The sequence below is a fragment of the Enterobacter sp. J49 genome (assembly GCF_002148625.1).
GTDB lineage: Bacteria > Pseudomonadota > Gammaproteobacteria > Enterobacterales > Enterobacteriaceae > Enterobacter > Enterobacter ludwigii.
This window is the reverse complement of record NZ_MWPY01000031.1, coordinates 67,797-86,742: the sequence shown is the minus strand read 5'-3', so window position 1 is coordinate 86,742 and position 18,946 is coordinate 67,797. Positions and strand designations below refer to the sequence as shown.

At 46.7% G+C, this 18,946-nt stretch carries 12 protein-coding genes; 5 read left to right on the top strand and 7 right to left on the bottom strand.

What is annotated here, in order from left to right:
• Positions 1-93 precede the first annotated feature (93 nt).
• Positions 94-3,081: a Tn3 family transposase gene (locus BJP35_RS12165; RefSeq protein ID WP_086463195.1), complete on the top strand. Its 2,988-nt coding sequence runs from the start codon at positions 94-96 to the stop codon at positions 3,079-3,081.
• A gap of 173 nt (positions 3,082-3,254) precedes the next feature.
• On the opposite strand, the gene BJP35_RS24595 is transcribed toward BJP35_RS12165, so the two are convergent.
• From BJP35_RS24595 to BJP35_RS12155, 3 genes are all read right to left on the bottom strand, one after another.
• The gene (locus BJP35_RS24595) at positions 3,255-3,383 is read right to left on the bottom strand and encodes a hypothetical protein (protein ID WP_256971753.1); all 129 of its coding nucleotides are present in this window, start codon (positions 3,381-3,383) and stop codon (positions 3,255-3,257) included.
• A 174-nt stretch (positions 3,384-3,557) separates the two neighbouring features.
• On the bottom strand, positions 3,558-4,010 hold the full coding sequence (locus BJP35_RS12160; protein ID WP_086463194.1) for a hypothetical protein: 453 nt from the start codon (positions 4,008-4,010) through the stop codon (positions 3,558-3,560).
• Positions 4,007-4,789: a winged helix-turn-helix domain-containing protein gene (locus BJP35_RS12155; RefSeq protein WP_086463193.1), complete on the bottom strand. Its 783-nt coding sequence runs from the start codon at positions 4,787-4,789 to the stop codon at positions 4,007-4,009. The genes BJP35_RS12160 and BJP35_RS12155 overlap by 4 nt, the downstream gene beginning before the upstream one ends.
• A gap of 386 nt (positions 4,790-5,175) precedes the next feature.
• Between BJP35_RS12155 and BJP35_RS12150 the strand changes: the two genes are divergently transcribed.
• The 3 genes from BJP35_RS12150 to BJP35_RS12135 all read left to right on the top strand — a co-directional run bounded on the left by BJP35_RS12150 (position 5,176) and on the right by BJP35_RS12135 (position 9,912).
• Positions 5,176-5,805 (top strand): LuxR C-terminal-related transcriptional regulator, encoded by a 630-nt coding sequence (locus BJP35_RS12150; RefSeq protein WP_179193661.1) that lies wholly within the window; start codon positions 5,176-5,178, stop codon positions 5,803-5,805.
• Between the two features lie 96 nt (positions 5,806-5,901).
• Positions 5,902-8,682 carry an autotransporter outer membrane beta-barrel domain-containing protein gene (locus BJP35_RS12145; protein ID WP_086463191.1) on the top strand — a complete coding sequence of 927 codons (2,781 nt, stop codon included), beginning with the start codon at positions 5,902-5,904 and terminating at the stop codon, positions 8,680-8,682.
• A gap of 819 nt (positions 8,683-9,501) precedes the next feature.
• Positions 9,502-9,912: a hypothetical protein gene (locus BJP35_RS12135; RefSeq protein ID WP_086463189.1), complete on the top strand. Its 411-nt coding sequence runs from the start codon at positions 9,502-9,504 to the stop codon at positions 9,910-9,912.
• Between the two features lie 182 nt (positions 9,913-10,094).
• Here BJP35_RS12135 and BJP35_RS12130 read toward each other — a convergent pair whose 3' ends face one another.
• The 3 genes from BJP35_RS12130 to BJP35_RS12120 all read right to left on the bottom strand — a co-directional run bounded on the left by BJP35_RS12130 (position 10,095) and on the right by BJP35_RS12120 (position 12,297).
• The gene (locus tag BJP35_RS12130) at positions 10,095-10,442 is read right to left on the bottom strand and encodes a hypothetical protein (RefSeq protein WP_086463188.1); all 348 of its coding nucleotides are present in this window, start codon (positions 10,440-10,442) and stop codon (positions 10,095-10,097) included.
• A gap of 25 nt (positions 10,443-10,467) precedes the next feature.
• Positions 10,468-11,226, bottom strand: coding sequence for a hypothetical protein (locus tag BJP35_RS12125; protein WP_086463187.1), 759 nt, complete (start codon positions 11,224-11,226; stop codon positions 10,468-10,470).
• A gap of 141 nt (positions 11,227-11,367) precedes the next feature.
• Positions 11,368-12,297: a hypothetical protein gene (locus tag BJP35_RS12120; RefSeq protein WP_086463186.1), complete on the bottom strand. Its 930-nt coding sequence runs from the start codon at positions 12,295-12,297 to the stop codon at positions 11,368-11,370.
• A gap of 433 nt (positions 12,298-12,730) precedes the next feature.
• On the opposite strand from BJP35_RS12120, the gene BJP35_RS12115 reads away from it, so the two are divergent.
• On the top strand, positions 12,731-15,850 hold the full coding sequence (locus BJP35_RS12115; protein ID WP_086463185.1) for a hypothetical protein: 3,120 nt from the start codon (positions 12,731-12,733) through the stop codon (positions 15,848-15,850).
• A 1,563-nt stretch (positions 15,851-17,413) separates the two neighbouring features.
• Here the strand turns inward: BJP35_RS12115 and BJP35_RS12100 are convergent.
• The gene (locus BJP35_RS12100; protein WP_086463182.1) at positions 17,414-18,874 is read right to left on the bottom strand and encodes a colicin-like pore-forming protein; all 1,461 of its coding nucleotides are present in this window, start codon (positions 18,872-18,874) and stop codon (positions 17,414-17,416) included.
• Positions 18,875-18,946 lie beyond the last annotated feature (72 nt).

Below are 18,946 nucleotides of genomic sequence, written 5' to 3'. Positions count from 1 at the left end.
CGTCACGTTTTAGTTATGGCGTCAGGGTGTACCCTTATGCGATAAGCATTTTTGTTAAAAATACCGCACCGAATAATTTATGAGGGAAACTATATGGCAAGGAGGCAGGTTCTTTCTCTTTCGGAAAGAGAATCTTTACTGGCATTACCGGACGATGAGTTAACGCTGACACGAATGGCGTATTTTAGTGAGCATGATCTGGCGCTTATCAGTGCTCACCGTAAACCCGCCAGCCGTTTTGGTTTTGCCGTCCTTCTTTGCTATCTGAAAAATGTCGGCTTTGCACCGGATAAAAAAATCCCACCCTCTGATGCGCTGCTGAAGCATATCGCCAGCAGGCTAAAACTTACCGGGGATCTCTGGCCTGCTTACCTTTCCGGCAGGGAAACCACGCGACGCGAACATTTAACCGAACTGTACCGCTATCTTGGCGTACAAGCTTTCACCGTCAAAATACAGCAGGACTGCATTACACACCTGCTGCCGATGGCGACGCGCACCGATAAAGGTATTCTCCTGGCCGAAGAACTGCTGGTCTGGCTCCGGAAGAACAACGTGATAATCCCCGCGATTGATGTCGTGGAGCGTACCTGTGCGGAGGCCATGGCTGGCGGCGATAAAATCGTATTTCAGACCCTGAATGCCTCGTTAACTTCGGCTCACAGGGATGCCCTGGATCGTTTGCTTGAGTCCTCAGTTAATCAGCCTTCCAGGCTGACATGGCTTCTGCAACCGCCGGGTAAAATCAATGGTAAGAACGTGCTGCAACACCTTGATCGGCTCAGTAGCATTGAATCGCTGGCATTACCTGAAGGTATAGATCGTACCATTCACCAGAACCGGTTGCTGAAACTGGCGCGGGAAGGCCGAAAGATGAGCAGCCGGGATTTGACCCGATTTTCAGCAGCCCGGCGTCATGCGATCCTGGTATGCGTGCTGGAAGAAGCCAGAGCCACACTGACAGACGAAGTGATTGAGCTGCATGAGCGAATGCTGAACAGCCTGTTCAGTAAAGCCAAAAGAACACAGGCTGAGCGCCTTCAGCAGACCGGCAAGCTGATCCAGTCAAAACTGAGGCAATACATCGATGTAGGTCAGGCGCTGTCTGAAGCCCGTGATTGCGGTGGCGATCCATGGCTCGCAATAGAAAACATACTGCCATGGCCTGAATTTGTCGCCAGTCTGGAGGAAACACGCCATCTCGCCAGAAAGAATAATTTTGACCCGCTGCATATTATTACCGAGAAATACAGCACATTACGGAAATATGCCCCGCGCATGTTGTCCGCTTTGCAGTTAGTCGCCACCCCGGCAGCGCAACCTCTGGCCGATGCGCTGGTTGTGATCAAAGACATGTACCGGAAGCAATCCCGCAAAGTACCGACGACGGCACCGCTTGAGTTTGTCCCTGAAAGCTGGCGCAAGGTAGTGATGACTCCGGCGGGTATTGACCGGCAGTACTATGAATTTTGTGCGCTCAGCGAGCTTAAGGGGGCGTTGCGTTCCGGGGACATCTGGGTCAGAGGCTCACGGCGCTACAAAAACTTTGATGATTACCTCATACCCGAAAAGGACTTTGACAAACTCACACCGGCGCTGCCACTGCCCGTATCAGCTGATTATCATGAGTACATTACCAGCCGTATGACCCTGCTTCAGTCCAGACTTGAAGAGATCAATGCCATGGCCGCGCGTGGTGAACTGCCCGATGTGGAAATAACTGACAGGGGCGTAAAAGTCTCTCCGCTGGATAACAGCGTTCCGGTGCAGGTATCACCGCTCGCAGAGCTGGTTTACAGCATGTTACCGCGCCCTAAAATCACGGAAATTCTCGACGAGGTAAACAGCTGGACGACGTTTACCCGACATTTTTCGCATATAAAAAATGACATTAACTGTCCCGATACCCGCCTGCTTCTCACCACCATTCTTGCGGATGGCATCAATCTTGGACTGACTAAAATGGCAGAAGCCTGCCCTGGAAGCACCAAATCATCACTTGAAGATATTCAGGCATGGTACATCCGTGACGAAACCTATTCAGCTGCCCTCGCCGAGCTGGTGAATGCGCAGGGGAAGCGGCCATTAGCGGCGTTCTGGGGAGACGGGACAACCTCATCATCGGATGGGCAGAATTTCAGAACTGGCAGCTCAGGCCGATACGCAGGGCAGGTTAACCCGAAATACGGACAGGAGCCCGGACGTCAGTTTTATACCCATATTTCGGATCAATACAGCCCGTTTTACACCTGCATAATCAGTCGGGTCAGGGATTCAACCCATGTGCTCGATGGCCTGCTGTACCACGAAAGCGACTTGGAAATCAGGGAGCATTACACAGATACAGCGGGTTTCACCGATCATGTTTTTGCCCTGATGCATCTGCTGGGATTTGCGTTCTGTCCACGAGTTCGGGATCTCCACGACAAGAAGCTGTTTATCAAAGGGAAAGCGGATCAATTCCCGGCGCTTCAGTCGCTGATATCCACGACCAGCCTGAACCTGAAAGAGATCGAGATTCACTGGCGTGAAGTGCTGCGTCTGGCGACCTCGATAAAGCAGGGAACCGTAACGGCATCCCTGATGCTGAAAAAACTGGCCAGCTATCCTAAACAAAATGGCCTGGCAAAGGCACTGAGAGAAATTGGCCGCATTGAGCGAACGCTGTTTATGCTCGACTGGTTCCGCGATCCTGCACTGCGTAGGCGGGTACAAGCGGGACTGAATAAAGGTGAAGCCCGTAACGCGCTGGCGCGTGCGGTATTCATGCACCGGCTGGGAGAAATCAGGGACCGAAAGCCGGAAAATCAGAGCTATCGCGCCAGCGGACTGACGCTGCTGACGGCGGCTATCTCCCTGTGGAATACCGTGTATATGGAAAGAGCGGTCGATGCCCTGAAGCGTAAAGGGGGGAAGATTAACGAGCAACTGCTGTCGCATTTGTCTCCGCTAGGCTGGGAACACATCAATCTGACAGGCGATTATATCTGGAAAAGCAACCGGATACCGGCTTCCGGTAAGTTTCGTCGGCTGAGACCCGCTAAAGTCGAAAGGTCAAAAAATAGCCTTAACGTACAATAATTTTCGATATCCAAACTGACCCCAGTGTGTGCGATGGCAGAACGGTATCGAGGAGAATGTTGCCTCATACGGGACAACGGGATCAGAAACATGCAGTAGCCCCATGAAAGACGCGCGTGAGGTTCTTGTTCGTTAAGCGGATACGTATATCCTGTACAATAGCCAGATAGGCTTCACGGGGTTGCAACCGTTCTGACCATGTTTTCGCGCTGCTCTCGCGTAATATTTACTTCGCCGCATATAAGTGCATTAAACGTATCGACAAGCATTTCCAGTTTGTTTACAGTTAATTTTAAAGTCATAAAGCAACCTCCTTAATTATTGCTTGTATTTTTCCAACCTGATGGAGGCTTCGCCAGCGCCAAGGCTCGGTCTGACCCGAGTCCAGTTGACTGGCGGCGGCCTTCGGCCTCCAGAAAAACGTTCTGCTATCAGAATCCGCACGAATCGGCTACATGACAAGATCATACGTATTATTAATTGATATCATGGCAGATAAATACCGGAGAAGAGGCATTACTGATCAGATATGAACTCACCAGAGTTTTTTGGATGCGGTAAATCCGTGGACCATGAAATAAATGTCTCAATGCGACGGAATCCGGCAAGTTATCGGCACCCTGCACAGTAGTATTCAGCGGTGTCAGCTCGTAAATGCTATCCTCTATGTTGATGATCCTGACCTTTAAGTTAAAGGTTCTTTGCACCGTATATTTTTTGGGAGGCTGAAGAAGTTCCCCTTCCAGGGATATATAGCTGGGAGCGTCCTGCAAAATATCCCAGATATATTCCCCGTTGAAGGACACTGGATCGTCTGCATCGTTGAGAACAGCAGTGAAATGCCCTTCACAATGGATTCTTTCGCTTAATGCACTAGCATGCGCAGAGAAAAGTGTCGCCATAAACACCGCGATCGTTATCGGTTTCATAAATCGCCTCCGTGTAAAAAATAATAACTGTAGCAATAATAGCTTTCCTTCAGAAGGGTACAATGCGCAATGAACTCTCTTCCTCGGGATGGGCTGCGGTTAAAGTCGTTGAGAGGATTTTGCAAAAAAACAAGTACTCTGTCCTCTGGCCCACAGTTTATCCTGAGTATTTTTAATAATACTTTGGTTCTTTGTGAATATATTTTTTTTATTTTATTACTAATTTCACTTTCTGGAAAATAGACCTCACACTGATTCATTTGTTCATATCTCACCCATCCGGCATAATGTAAATCAGAGTGCGGGGTGAATTTAGATAAAGTGAAATGTACCACCACAACCACAAAAATGATGACAACGACTAACCAATAGATATTCTCATTAATGTTTCGTAGGACGCCGAGCATACCCTTTCGCAGGACGTTTGATCGAGTTTTTTTTGTTCCTTTTGTTTCCAGGGGGTTGATAACCGTCGCATTAAAACGCACTCCTTCTTTGGGTATGTTTTCGATTATCGTATCATCAAAGCCATACCGCTGAAAGTTCCTTCTGATCACACTCAGATATTGTGAAAGACTGGTTCCAGACGGCGTGAGCCCCCTTTCTCCCCAGATATATTCAAACAATTCTTCGCGCGAGATTACCCGGTTAGGGTTCTCCACGAGATAGGTTAGCAGACGCATTGGTGTGGCGGTCAGAACTATTTCAGGTTCATTTAAACCAACAGAACTCATCCCGCTATGTGTAACCTGAACTCGGTTGTTAATTATATAGTTCATATCCCCTCCCGCACAACGAATCTTCTGATAATGCTTCTCATTTAAGTAGGTGTAACTCTATCTAAAACCAATACTTTAGCAAATGCCTTCTTTTCTGCTCTTTTGACCATTAAAACATTAGACAACGACATAATATGCCAGAGCAGCGTCTTCCTGCCGTTACTTCATGGTATAACAATTTAAAAAAAACCACATAATCAGTATATTAATTCAAAAAAGACTAAAATTTAGCTAAATCAATTCAATATTTATTTGATACTGGTTTAAAGTTCCATTTATCCGCTGAATCCTTAATATTTATCTGGTTTTGATTGCAGCGGATCTGGCGGTCATTCCGCAAAACGTGCTGTATGTATACCTGCACCAGGAAAGGGAAGAGTGATGAGATGATAAATTTAGTCTTTAATAAAGCGGGTAATTTCTTACTTCATTCAGCTCTTGTCGCTATAAGTAAGGAATGTATACCCCATGAATTTAACAGTACAAAGCAAAGTCATTTCATTACCGGTATCGTTGTTATTGAACTGGCCAATTACAAATCGTTACGGGAACTGGTTAATTATCTTGTCAGGATCAAACTGGCATCACCGGCCACAGCGGTATTATTGGTCATTTCAGACGAACAAACAATTCCGACGCTGGGCTGCAGCACAATAAAAATATCAGCTCCTGTTTCCGCTTGGAAAAAAACTTTAGCCAGCCTTAAGCGTAACGGAAACAATATTGACTCTGTGGTGCGTGAATGCATGTCATTCATTAGCCATCAACGTCTCTCAACCAAGCAGGTCAGCGTGATTGACTGTCTTGGAAAGGGAATGAGTCCCGGTGAAATTAGCAAGCATTTATTCCTGTCCGTAAAGACAGTTTATACATATATTTCTCTTGCCAGTAAAAAGTATGGATTTTCAAGTAGTAAGAAATTTCACCGCTACGTTATCAACGAAACGGAGGCCAAAGTGTCATGTGCAGTGAAGTTCACGCTTCGCCTACCCCTAAATGATCATATTATCTGGTGATGATATGTATCCCTAATCGCATTTAAATGAATTTGACTTGCAGATTCTAAATTATCAACTAAGCATTATTTATGCTCTTATACGAGGTACGATCTTATGGTTTATCCATCAAAGCCGAGTTACATCAAGCGGAAATGGAAAAAAGAGAAATATTTCTCTATTAAACAGCTCGCCTTACTCATTTCAGTGAGTTCCGTGCTGTCTCCCTGCTACTCACTTGCGGAGGGGATTGAATACAAAGTTGACGGGATTAATGACAACTTTAATTTAGACCCTGGATCGCCTTACTACGTCACCATTGTTAATGGTGGTGTGCTGGATGTGGATCATAAATTTCTCGGCTCTACCGGTAATACACCCCATTCACTCAGTAATGGCTCCGTTCTTAACATTTTTGGGGGACAGGTTTTCGGTGACATAATCACAAATGATGGAACGGCTAATCAGATTAATATTTCTGATGGTGCGTATTACACAGGGCGTATTAGCCTGCTACCAGGCGGAGCTGTTTCCATAGCTGACGCAGTGGTAGATGGAAGTATCAACGCCGGAGGCGCTGCGTCTGTTACAGGGTCAGAAATTGTTAATAACAGCACAGATGAACATACGATTAATTTCACAGGGGCTAATAATACTCTTGTCATTGACAATTCAAATATTTCGTCAAATTCGTCAGCCGGATATACGACCCTTCTCGTGGACGCTCCCGGTGCTGAGGTAGGAATTAGAGACTCCTCTCTTACAGAGAATTCATCAATCGGCTCAGGGGTGGCAGCTGTTTATCTGTCTGCATTTGATCACGCAACGATATCCGGAACACAAATTCAGACCGCTGCCCGTGAAGCCCTGACTGCGTTGAGGGGAAAGCTTGTGCTCCAGAATAGCGATATATCCTCTTCAGGGAATATTGCTTATTTTCATGCAGATGCTGACACGGTAATCTCCGGGAGCCGTATTACTTCAGGCGCACAAGAGGCAGCATCCTGTGGTTCTTCAGGTCAGAGTGACTGTACAGCCATCAGTTTCCTGGGGGGAAGCCTGAACATCATTGACGGGGCCCGGGTTGAAGGCAATTTTTCCGGAATTATTGCCAGTTCCTCCCTACTTTCACCTGATGATTATACTTCGGCGTTGCTGATTGATAATTCAACCGTTAACGGGGGAGATGCTGCCATTAAGGTGAACACGGGAATAAAAAACAGCACAATCACCCTGCAGAACCAGGCGGCCTTAAATAGTACCAGCGGTACGCTGATTCAAATTCTGGACGATGCGCAAAGTGCAGTTACCGTTGATAACAGCTCCCTGACTGGCAATATCATAGCCAGCGAAACGGCTGATTTTAATCTGACTATGCGCAACAATGCCACACTCGTGGGTAACCTCACCGGTGCTGACAGTCTGAACATGGTCTCAGGCAGCAGCTGGAGCATGGCTGGAAATAACATAGTTGGTGTTCTGACCATGGATAATGCCGCTGTCGATTTTAACAGTGGAGATGGTTTCCGGACCCTGACGGCCGACAATCTGAATGGGAGTGGTCGCTTCCTGATGCATACCGACCTGGCGGCTGGAAGCGGTGATTTTCTTAACATCACAGGTGAAGCGAATGGCAGTCATATGCTGGTCATCCGTAACACTGGTACTGAACCTGCGGAAGGAGCTGATGCATTGCAAGTTGTGCATACCGGTTCTGGAAATGCTCAATTCGCAGTGAACGGTGGCAAAGTGGATGCCGGGGTGTGGCAGTATTCCTTGAATCAGCGTGGAACCGACTGGTACCTAACTCAGGATGTTTCGGACAACCCTGATAATCCTGACAACCCTGATAATCCTGACAACCCTGATAATCCTGACAACCCTGACAACCCTGACAACCCTGATAATCCTGATAATCCTGATAATCCTGATAATCCAAATAATCCTGATAACCCGGACAACCCGACAGTGCCTGACCGCACCACGACGCCATCCACCGATGCCGTTCTGAGCATGGCCTCTGCACCGATCTATATTTTTAACAGCGAGTTGCAGAATCTGCGATTCCGCCACGGTGACGTCCAGGATAACAGCATTAGCCCGGGCGGGGTCTGGGGACGCTATCTGGGTTCCGATAACCGTATCAGTGGCGCTGCAGGTTCAGCCTATCGCATGAGCCAGAATGGCATTGAGATTGGCGGGGACACGGTTATTGATATGGCTAACGGGCAGCTTGCGGTCGGGGCTTTTGTGAGCTCCAGTGACAACAGCATCCGCCATGCACGCGGTGGTAACAGTTCGGTGAACAGCACCAGCGGAGGACTGTATTCAACATGGCTTGACAACGCTGGGTTCTATGTCGATGCCGTGCTGAAGGCCAGCCATTTCAGCAATGATCTGCACACCCGGATGACAGACGGCACACCGGTGAAAGGCGATTACAGACAGAATGGTTTCGGGGGGAGTCTGGAGTCAGGAATGACCTACACCCTGCCGGTAGAGGTGTGGATTCAGCCCTATATACGGGCCACGGCCTTCAGAGCCGAGGGGAAATCCATCAACCTGGACAACGGCATGAAAGCCCGGATCAGCACCACTAAATCCCTGCAGGGTGAGGCCGGAGTCAACGCCGGAATAGCTCTTTCTTTGGCCGGGATGCCGGTAAAACCTTATGTCAAAGCCGCGGTCAGCCATGAATTTGCGGATAATAATACTGTCCGTATCAACGACAGCTGGACATTTGATAACGATATATCCGGAACCACTGGAAAATACGGTGCAGGCGTAAGTGCCCAGCTCACGAAAAATGCCGGGATTTGGGTTGAGGCAGATTATCAAAAGAGTAACCGTACCGAATCCCCGGTGACAGCGAATGCCGGTTTCCGCATTAATTTCTGAAAACCTGACGGCTACTGCTGTAGCTGCGCATAGCCTGGACATTCGTTATGGACAAAACGTTCCTGCTACTGCTTTACCTGACTGGCGTGCTGTCCGGGTATTGGCTTGCCTTTGTAATCATCCGGCTCTATATCGTGTAGTGCCGGAGGGCTGGTTTATCTGCCGGGATAGGCCTCCACCCCTGCCGGTTCCCGCGTTTATCAACGGGTGTTACTGTTTTTGCACGGGAACGAAATTAAGCTAATCCCAGTTCCTCAGCGTCCTGAATATCCCACAAGGAGGAGCAGACCTGAGGTCCTGGCACGGGGGGACTGTTAGATTTCCGGATTTGTGTGCCCCGGCCCAATGCTTAATTTCTGAACCGCTGAAGAGTTATATGACAAGGAGTTTAATGGTGCAATGGGAAGTCAGTTATACGATTTTCTGCCCAGAAACAGGGACAGCTTTTGCGGTTGTCCGCTCAGTAAAAAACCTAAAACTGATTTTATGGTATCAGGGGGAATACTGGCTCAGTAAGAGCTGTGAAATAGAGACGTCTGCTTCAGGCTTCATTGTTAATGGCAAACTACGCGATATTACAGTTCTTCATGTATTCCCGTTTACCACAGTCCTGTGGGAAGATCTTATTCTGAAAAGCAGGTGTCCGGGTAATACGGACCCGTTTATCAGAGACTGCAGTCAGCATTTAATCTGCCGTTTTTCCCTGTGTCCCTTTGGCGCTATCCGCGCCGACACTAGGCACTGAGTCCTCCATATTTCCGGGCCGGCTGGATCGCGGCCCAGTTTCCCCCGAAAACTTAAGAAGGTAATGAGTAACCAATGATTAAATTAGCGCTTATTATGCCCGCCCTCCTGTTAACTATCAGTGTATCTGCTTTTGCGAGTGAAAAAATAATCCAGCCGCTGGCTATAGCCAAGACTTACTGCGGTACCACCTTTGATGCACTAAGAGGCGTCTGGTCAGGAACATCTCCGACTGCCACCCTTGTTACAGAGGCGGTACACAAAATTAATGGGAGTGGTTACACGTTTTCAGACTTCGCCACTGAAAAAGGTAAGCCTTACAGTGAAAAGGATTTTAGAGACCAGCTAACCCTTGCGTTAACCAATATGGAAACGAATAAAAATACATTTAAAAGGAGGCAGGATTTTGAGAAAAGTATGGATGTACAGGAGTTGGCATGTCTTGTTCAGAGAAGTATGCCTGACCGCTCCCGCGACAGAAAATAAGACCATGGGCACCTGATGAGGGCACGCTGTCGCTGCTCGGCGAAATAATACTGCGGTTAGTATGTTCTGGCTTCACTCATTTCGCGGTCAGATCCGAAAACTCCCGGAGCCGGAAGTCCGGTGTAGTTTTTGTGTGAATAAAAAAAGGCCCCCCGGAGGGACCTTTTTTGAGGGGGTACATATTAGTCGTGAAGAAAATCACTGCTGAGCAGGCGGGCCTCATCCGGAGTGAGGAAGTCAGATGTCATGTCTGCAAACCGCACCGGATCAGTGATGGTACCGAAGCGCCCAATCTCTTCGCGGATCTGGCGGAGAAGACTATCCGGAAGCTTGCGTGCAGCACGGCTGGCACAATCAAATATATTTCCCGTCCCGACCGGACTGTGCACTAAAGCAGGTCCGGTATACGGCAGGTATTTTTCCAGCATGTCCTCTGCGTAACGGATGGCCGTACCCGGCTCAAGAGCCGAGGTTTTCAGCGTACCAAACTGCGTTTGCGGCTTTTCTGATTCCTTCCGAAAGACAGTCATGGAGATGACAATCAGACCTTCAGACTCATTCTGTAAGTTTTCCTGTCTTGTCGATTATCGGTTGCAGTTTTCTGATTAACTCCTTCAGGTCATACATGCACTCGCAGCAAGATTGCTTCGGGTGGGATGGATTTACGAAAGGGTTATGACCAGGCGACAGCTGCCCCTTCATATCCGTCATATGTCTAATTACAGTGAACCAGCTGCAGTCGTTAATTACATTGAGGATATAGGTCGTTTCTGCATCCAGGTGTAGCCGTGAATCCATCAGACGCAAAATCTCTTTCTGCAAGCGCACATTTTCATACTGAAAATACTGGAACCAATCTGCATAAATCTGCTGCGGACTGAACTGAACGAGTAAAGGCGAATTTTTGGTGAAGGGGGACAACCCCGTAAAGACCTGATAAAAGTCATTGGCAGTAGAGTCATAGCTCAGCGTGGCTGAAATACCCTTTATGTGTCCCTCAAAATTCATTGTTAAACGTGTCAGGATAAAATTAACAAAAGCGGCGCTGGTCTTCTTTTCCGTATAAAGCGGAGGATGAATGCAGAAAATATAAAAAATGTAGCTGGCGATGACCGAACCAAGAATGCCCTCAACTACCGGACTGACTGCTGACATAAAATCCAGTGGAGCGGGAACGCTATTCAGAATCAGTACCTTTACCAGAAGAACCGCTAAACTGCCGAGTCCAATCCAGTGATAAGGCGCATCTACCGCACGAAGGAAGCGCCACACCTTCAGCATTTTACCTGTTATATTTGTATTCATGATTTTCATATCTTCCTTACATAAAGAGCATCCTGATGTCTGTCCGCTTCGATAAGACGTAGTTGTCTCATCAAACAAAACACTATACAGACAGAACGGTACAGAAAAGGCCCCGGAAGGGGCCTTAAACGCTGTGAGGTAAAACCAGCTTTACAGACGGGACTCGACCGTGTCCGTCAGCGCCACAATAATATCAGACACGCCAGTTTCATTATGCTCCTCATCGATCCCGTTGCTGTACACATCGAACTCGCACCGGCCGTCAATGAAACGGAACCCCGGCTCAAATTCCCCCTGTGCGTTGGTGGCCGCACAGCTGTATCCCTCACGGGCCGGGGCATGGAAAATGCGCTGGGGCAGCACCGGAAAACAGAGCCCGTCAGTGGCCCTGCTGCCGGGAAGGACAGCTGCGGCCTCAGGCGTCAGGGTGATGATGACGTGCCACGCCCCGTAGCTGTAGTTTTCGGGTCTGAACAGCCGCACGCTGCCGAAACGGCGTTCGAGCGTGTGATCGAATGACCGGAACGGCGGAAGATGACGAAGGGCCCGCAGCTGGTTAACGTGCTTAACATACTGGTAATAATGTTCCGCAGTCGGGACACGGTACACGGTTTCCCATGCCTTCTCGATGACCGCTTCCTCAGAAAAGGCCACTTCAGCGAAGAGCGCAAACCACAGCGACGTGCCTTTCAGGACGCTTTTACGTCCTTCCATCACCTGGTCCGCGCGCACCGGCAGGTACGGGGTGTTCCTGACTAGGATTTGCTGCAGCTGCGCTTCATTATCTATCTTCAGCAGCTTCTGTAGCACCAGGTTCCATCGGGTACCAAAAAAGCTGTCCATCATTTCCGGCACGGCCGGTAGGGAACAGTGCTGGGCAATCACCTGATCCAGTGCATCAACCAGCGGGTTAAGCATGCCGAACGTGCGGATGGGATCGGTATATTTCTCGATGATCAGGTTACGCACCAGGACGGATTTGGGTATGCCGGTCAGGGTGGAAACATGTCCGACCGTCGTGTCCACATCTCTGGGTATATTGCGGATGGTGTAATCCACTCCGTTTTTTTCTTCAGCCATCTGAGTTAACCTCTTTAGGAGCATTTATGTAGTTCAGGTCCGTCGGGAGTCTGCCAGGATACACGGCGAACCGTCGTTTACCGCCCATCATCGTCGGAGTGATACTTTGATGATGATGGGCTGGTACCGATGACTTTGCGTGTTGCGCAGTCTTTTGTCAACACGATCCTGCCCACTACGTCTTCATGTGCTCCTTCAATCCTTAATTTGCCAGCTACGTCATAGGAACATGATTTCGATGATGTTAATCACCATTCGACGATGGCCTGTCTGTTTTTCATTCACACGTCACACTGGAGTTCCGAAAAAAGGCAAAACCGGATTTTAGGATGACGAAGCCTGTATGAAGGGCATCGGGTGACATTTTCCAGAGAAATATTTCCCCCAACGGCTTATTATTCATGGAATTTCTTATGGATAATGCAGGATATTTATGTCTGGAAAACTTCTGAACAGTGTCTCGTGGCAGGTCAGAGCTGGGCTCCGACGGAGCCTGAAGTCGAACCGGGATTACAAAAATCTTCGCTGGAACCCGGTGGAGAGAATACTTATTGCCTGCACCACCCATTACATCCGGGCTATGCTGGTTTTCTGGTCCGCAGCCTTCGGGGCTGTTGGCGTGGTCGAATATTTTCGACCTGTATTACAACCTTTCTCTCTGCAGCATTTCAAGGGTATTACCACGCTTTCAGGTTGGATGTCTAATTTACTGGGTAGCCAGTTGACTATTATCGGTATCGTTTTTCCACTTGTCGTGGGCCTCATAAGTGTTCTGTTTCAAAAAAAATCAGCAAGGATCCATATCCAGTCAGCATATCAACTTCATTCCGGATATTTGTTTGCTGGTCTGAGTGGACTGTCACTTGCCGCATTTATTGTGTTGGGCGGTATGACGTTATCTGTTGGTGACAGATACCTTAATACAGCCTTCGCCGTTACTGCTTTTGTGTGGATGTTTTTCAATATTATTCTCTCTATCTGGTTCTTCGTCTCCAGTCTGAATGTCCTGGATGAGAGCAAGCGCGATCGACTAATGAATAAGTTTTTTTTGTCTCAGATAGTGGATGACTACATTCAAAAGGCATATATTCTGGCGTGGCTGCGCTACCCGGGGGCTAACGTAGGTGAAAAATACCTCGGTAATATTAAAATACTGCCTTACTCAATCTCTGAGAAAGACGACATGCTTCATATTAAATCTAATATCAGTAAAGGTGATGTTGTTACAGATATTTATATAAGGCCATTTTTATTTCTGCTGAGAAGGCTAGAGGCGGTAGATGGGCAGGATGCGGAAATTATCATTTTGCCCTCCTTTGGAGTTCGTTCTGGTGAACTGACTTTATTGTCATCGAAAAATATCAAGCCTGTTTCAGGATTGTGGCGGTGGTTATTTAGCCGTTGTATTGTAACAGGGCGCCCTGGGAACAAAAGGGATCTGGATGATATTACTTTTGATTTCTTTGGTGAGGCTTACGATGCACTTAACGATAAAAATATTAGCGTCTTCAGGACAGGGATTCAAAGATTAACAGATACCTATACCTCTATCAAAAGAAGTTACAATTACGGGGTTGATAAAAATTATCTGGATGAAGTAAAAGAATCAGGATTTAGCTATACTTTCAGTGATTCATTCCATTATGAATTGAGAAAGTTTTTTCGTGAATCCGTAAAATCAACGGAATATTCAGGCGAATATTTCCGTGAATCGATGGCCATTCCATTGCATGTGTACAGAAAAACACAGAACACGTGTTTTACCGATTTCAGACAGTTTTTACTTTCGCTTTTCAGGGTGTGGCATGTGTTAAACGATTGGAAAGCGGGACTGGGGGGCCCCCTCTCGGCCAGCCAGGAGCTGACTCACCAGGCCCTTATCCGCGAGTATATCGGACTGTGGGAAGGCTGGGGTATGACCACGATCACTGGCAAACCCGGGAGTGAAGATTCTACTGGCCGCCTGATGTATCATCTGCATAATACCGCCAGGCTTCTTATTCCTTCAGTGGTTGCCGATAATGCCTCTTCCGTGCGATACGCTCACGACGTTCTCTGCCTCTGGTTTAATCAGAGCCGGTTTACACGGTACTGGGAGGAAGAGTACCGCTGGCACAGTTTCTTCCTGACTCCAGATTATCTGTCCCTGAAGGAGACAGATCCGCAGTGGGATATGTTACTCAGGGGCAGCATGTATAAAAAAGATGCGGCTTTGTCCATTATATTTTCAAATGCCTTATCTGATTTGCGGTTGTTAATGGCAGGGTATCTTATTGCTCATTTTGAACCGCAAAAAAATATTGACTTAGCCGATCTTGTGAATCATCTCATTATGTCTGAATTATATGAAGATAGAGATACACATGACACGCTGACGCCTGCATTCAGATGTTCTGTCGATATCATTGACATGATACTGAGAATTGAGCACTGTAATCTGCATACGAATACAAGCTGGTACAGTGGGTTATCCGAAACCATTGAAGTGATGAACTCTTTTAATGAGAGGCCTTATATTCCCGGGCGGGTGTATACAGGAGTAAATGAGGATATTGGCAGCCTCTACGGAGCGTTCTCCTTACTGGCCATAAAGCTCGCGCGACCAGCTGAACAGGTTACGCAGCGCGTTAATGAAGCCCTGGCGGGAAGGTTGTTTTCCTATTTCAGTAAAGACAGAATAATTTCTATTCTTGAACGACTGAAACGAGACCCTTCAGTTCCTTATGAAGGCTATATCATTTCAGAAGCGGATTATGCAACGAATGTGGTCTTCTTTAATGATGTTCTGGATAAATACATAGATGTCTTCAACCGTAGTAAAACGGCAGATATCGTTGCCGCTGAAGTAGACCAGGAGCGACTCAGAAATACTGATACTCGTCTTACAAATGAACTTCCTGGGGCATTGTCTGAAGATGTTCTGCTTAAATACTTCACGTTTACTCAGAATTCACAATGTGATCGCAACTGGCTGGTGAGATACATTCCTGTTGGTGTTTCCAAAGATTATGTTGCCAGAGAGCTTAATCAGAATGTCTACGGAGATTTCCCTTCGGTATCAGAAGTGAAGAGAAATATTCTCCACAGACTGCATTATGAACTGTGGAAATCACAGGCTAAATTAACGATTGAGGTCAATAATCTCGAAACGCTGTTAATGGAAGTCGCGCAACGGTCCGCAGATCAGAATAACTACATTCTGATGATCTATGGTTCCCGCTTTAGCGAAGAACTGAGGGAGCTGGTCTACCAGCCGGAAAGACATGATGCGTTTAGCATACATGTTGATGTGCACGCCAGAGGTATCCGTTCTCTGCCCTTCAGGATCAATAACTGTCTTATTTACCTTGTCCTCAATTCCGAAAAGGAATTTTCGCTCATGGTCAGTGCTGAATCCTTTGGTGAACTCAGGCTGTTCAGGTATCCGGATGGAACCCTTTTCAATACCTTCTACCGTAGCAGTGACGATCCACTTGAAGGTGTAATGAAAACGCTCTGGGAAATGGAGATGGAAATCACTGATACACCAGTCGCCCGGTTTGAGCACAACTGAGCAAAAAATACGGCGGCCCTTGATGGGCCGCTGTAAAGTTGCTTTTTAGTTAATAATTAACTCTAATTGCGTCATTAATGGCAATAATCTACTTCCCGCAACAATCCAGTGTTTTTTGTGCTCTTCATGCAATAGTCCTTCTCTTCCTCTCCTGAGATCCGAAAAGATGCTGTTCCGGATCTGCCGGAAACGCACCGGCGCGCTGCGGCTCGGAAACACAACATGTGACACGCCGTCAGCGGCGTTTTCATCTACATATTGTGTTACCTCCCTGCCCCGCAATCCGGCCTGCTGGGGTAAAAAAGGCCGCTTTGCTTATTCCATGACCGTGGTACACTTCCGGAAACTGCGAAATAACGCAAAAATCGGATCAACGCGAGACATGCTTCCGGTAATTTAACAGCGTGTCTATATGGCAGCTAATTATTATCCAGAAAATAATGATAGCTTGGGAAAATATCCCAGCGTGGCCGTCCAGTGCTTCAGTAAATAATGACTATGGAACGGGACTATTGAGAAATGAATAACTGGACGGGATGAGATGCCATTTTATGTAGTGATGGATCAGCGCGAAAAAAAACTTTTAATAAGTAGACTTTTATCAGCCCTGGCAAGTTAAATCATTATTAACCTCCATTTTCAATCAACTCGTTAGCCGTTTTCCGGCCGGACCGGGCCAGGCGATGAACTAAGCTGGGTCTGCCGCAGTCGTCATTCCGCTGTATAAGGATGTCCCGACTGCACTGTCCCCCGGCTTTACCTGGATTCTCCACGGAGCTGGCAGGACATGGTATCGTTCCTGTACATCGCCGCCGGTATACTCGCCACGGCCTCGCAGGGATAGGGGGTGAGCATCTTGACCTGCTGTTCAAACACCTCTGCCGTAACCGTAATGAATTGTCTAGTACACCAAATAGTCATTTTCATCTTTGAGGCATGTCTGAACGAGCTACCAGATGAACTATCTTTACTATCAGAAACAGATAGTTCATAGCGTTTATATATATAGAATGTGGTTAATCAGATATATTAATAGAGCCCTAGAAGCATACGTAAGCACATTATAAAAACATCTCGCCATATAAATTATATTTTTAATTGCGCATTATACTTCGCTTACTAAAACGTTGTTGCCTCTCTCGCCAAACTCAGATAGAATGATAGTGAATTAAACACTTATGACTTATACAAAATGACTATTAAATATTATTTAAGATATTGCCTATGGGGATTCATTGGGTGTGGTTACTTGATTTATACAATTTTAAACGATTTAAACGAAGGAAAAATATACCCGGCGTATATACCTTACATGCCGTATGTAGCAGCATATCTTCTAATAAGCGCACTTGCATTCCCGTTTGACTTTTATGTTTTTGAGAAGATCACATTGAAAGTAATGAAAAAAGAAACATGGAATGACTATTTCGGATCGAATAGTCCATCATGGAGTGCGTTTCCTATTATATACCTCTTATGTGTCATTTTCTCACTACCCTTGCTTATGTGTTATCCCTTCATTCATAAGAAACGCTAAGGCAATATTTGCCTTAGCGTTTTTTGTCACATTCCGAGCGAGGAATTAATCGCTTTTAGCACATTTTCATTACTAAATATAACACCTGCAAGAGTAAGTGTAATACCAAACCCAATAATCCCCATAGGCATTCCAGCTGCGGCGAACGCAATAGCAGCCAATTGCCCCGCAGTATTAGTTAATGCGATAGACTCAAGTTTAGTGATCGCATCTTTCCAATCACCGGTTTCAATACCTTTTTTAACAGCAGCACCTAGATCAGCAAGATCCATTGCTTTATTGAAAGTCCCTAATACTTTTGAATAAGCAGCGAGTTGCCTGGCGATATCAGCTTGGTTTAGAGATTTAAAAGCATTTGAAATAGCAGCTTTATCCGCCGCATTCAACTTATTAACAGCCGTTCCTTTATATTTATCAAATAAAGCAAGTGCTTCGGGCACACTTCGAATCTTTGCACTTCTTGCTTGTGCAGCAAATTCCTGAGCAAGACGAGCAGCTCGATCCCCAAACTTTTTCGATACGGATTCAAAAAATGCGGTGGTCGTCGTAATTGCGTCTTTCATATCAGTTGCAGAAGCAACATCTTTGTCAGCATTCTGTTTGTTTGTGACAGCTATTGGTAATGCTTTTTGAGCATCTGCCAGAGCCTGCTGAGCGGCCGTGATCTCACTTTTTCCGTTTGCTAAAGCTTTTTTTGAGCTGTTTAGGGTATTTTGGGCCTTTTGAGCTTCATAGCCGGCCTGTTGCCAGGCACGAAACTGATTAGAAATGGGATCAGCTTTTGCAAACTCGGCCATGGATGAAGCTTTAGCTTGAGCAGTATCGAATATTTTTTGGGTAGTATTCACTTCGGCTTGTAATTTTGGGATTGCGTTTTCAGCATTTGCCAAACGTGACTTGGCCTGAGGAACATTTGCGTTTGCCTTGGCGAGATTATCTGCCGCTAACTTTGCTTTAAGTTGAGCCGCAGTCACAGCATTATTAGCCAAGGTTGTACGACTGGGCGTAGTGGCAGATACTCCTGTTACCCCAGAGTGTTCCCCGGGTTCAGGTTTCATAAAAGATCGGTCAAGTATCGAATTCAGAACTCGAACCTGACTAGTTGGTGTTTCATTTACGAGTTGTGAATTTTCGGCAGTTAGTTTTATTCCATTCAAAGTGCTGTTACCAGTCCCATCATTACTCAACTCTCCCCACGATGTATGTTTGGTACCCGAACCTCCACTGTTCCCTGTAGGGCTGGTATAGCCTCCCATTTCGTCAGCAAAAGCATGAACTGGACCTACGCCAGCAATATCTCCCGACCATCCACCCTCGCCATCGCTGCGAAAGTTTGAAACTTCGGAAGGCTTCACTCCCGTCAGTTTTGCAAACTGTCCAAGTGCCTGCGATGTATTCCCAGAACCACCTCCAATGCTACCAGAATCATCTCCACCACTATGAACACCATTGTTCCAGCTACCACCAAAACCTGTAAATCCTGGCATATTATTTCCTCTTGTTATGTATATTCCAATGTTTTAAGAAAGAGCGTAATGTGCGATTTAGTGCCGTAAGTG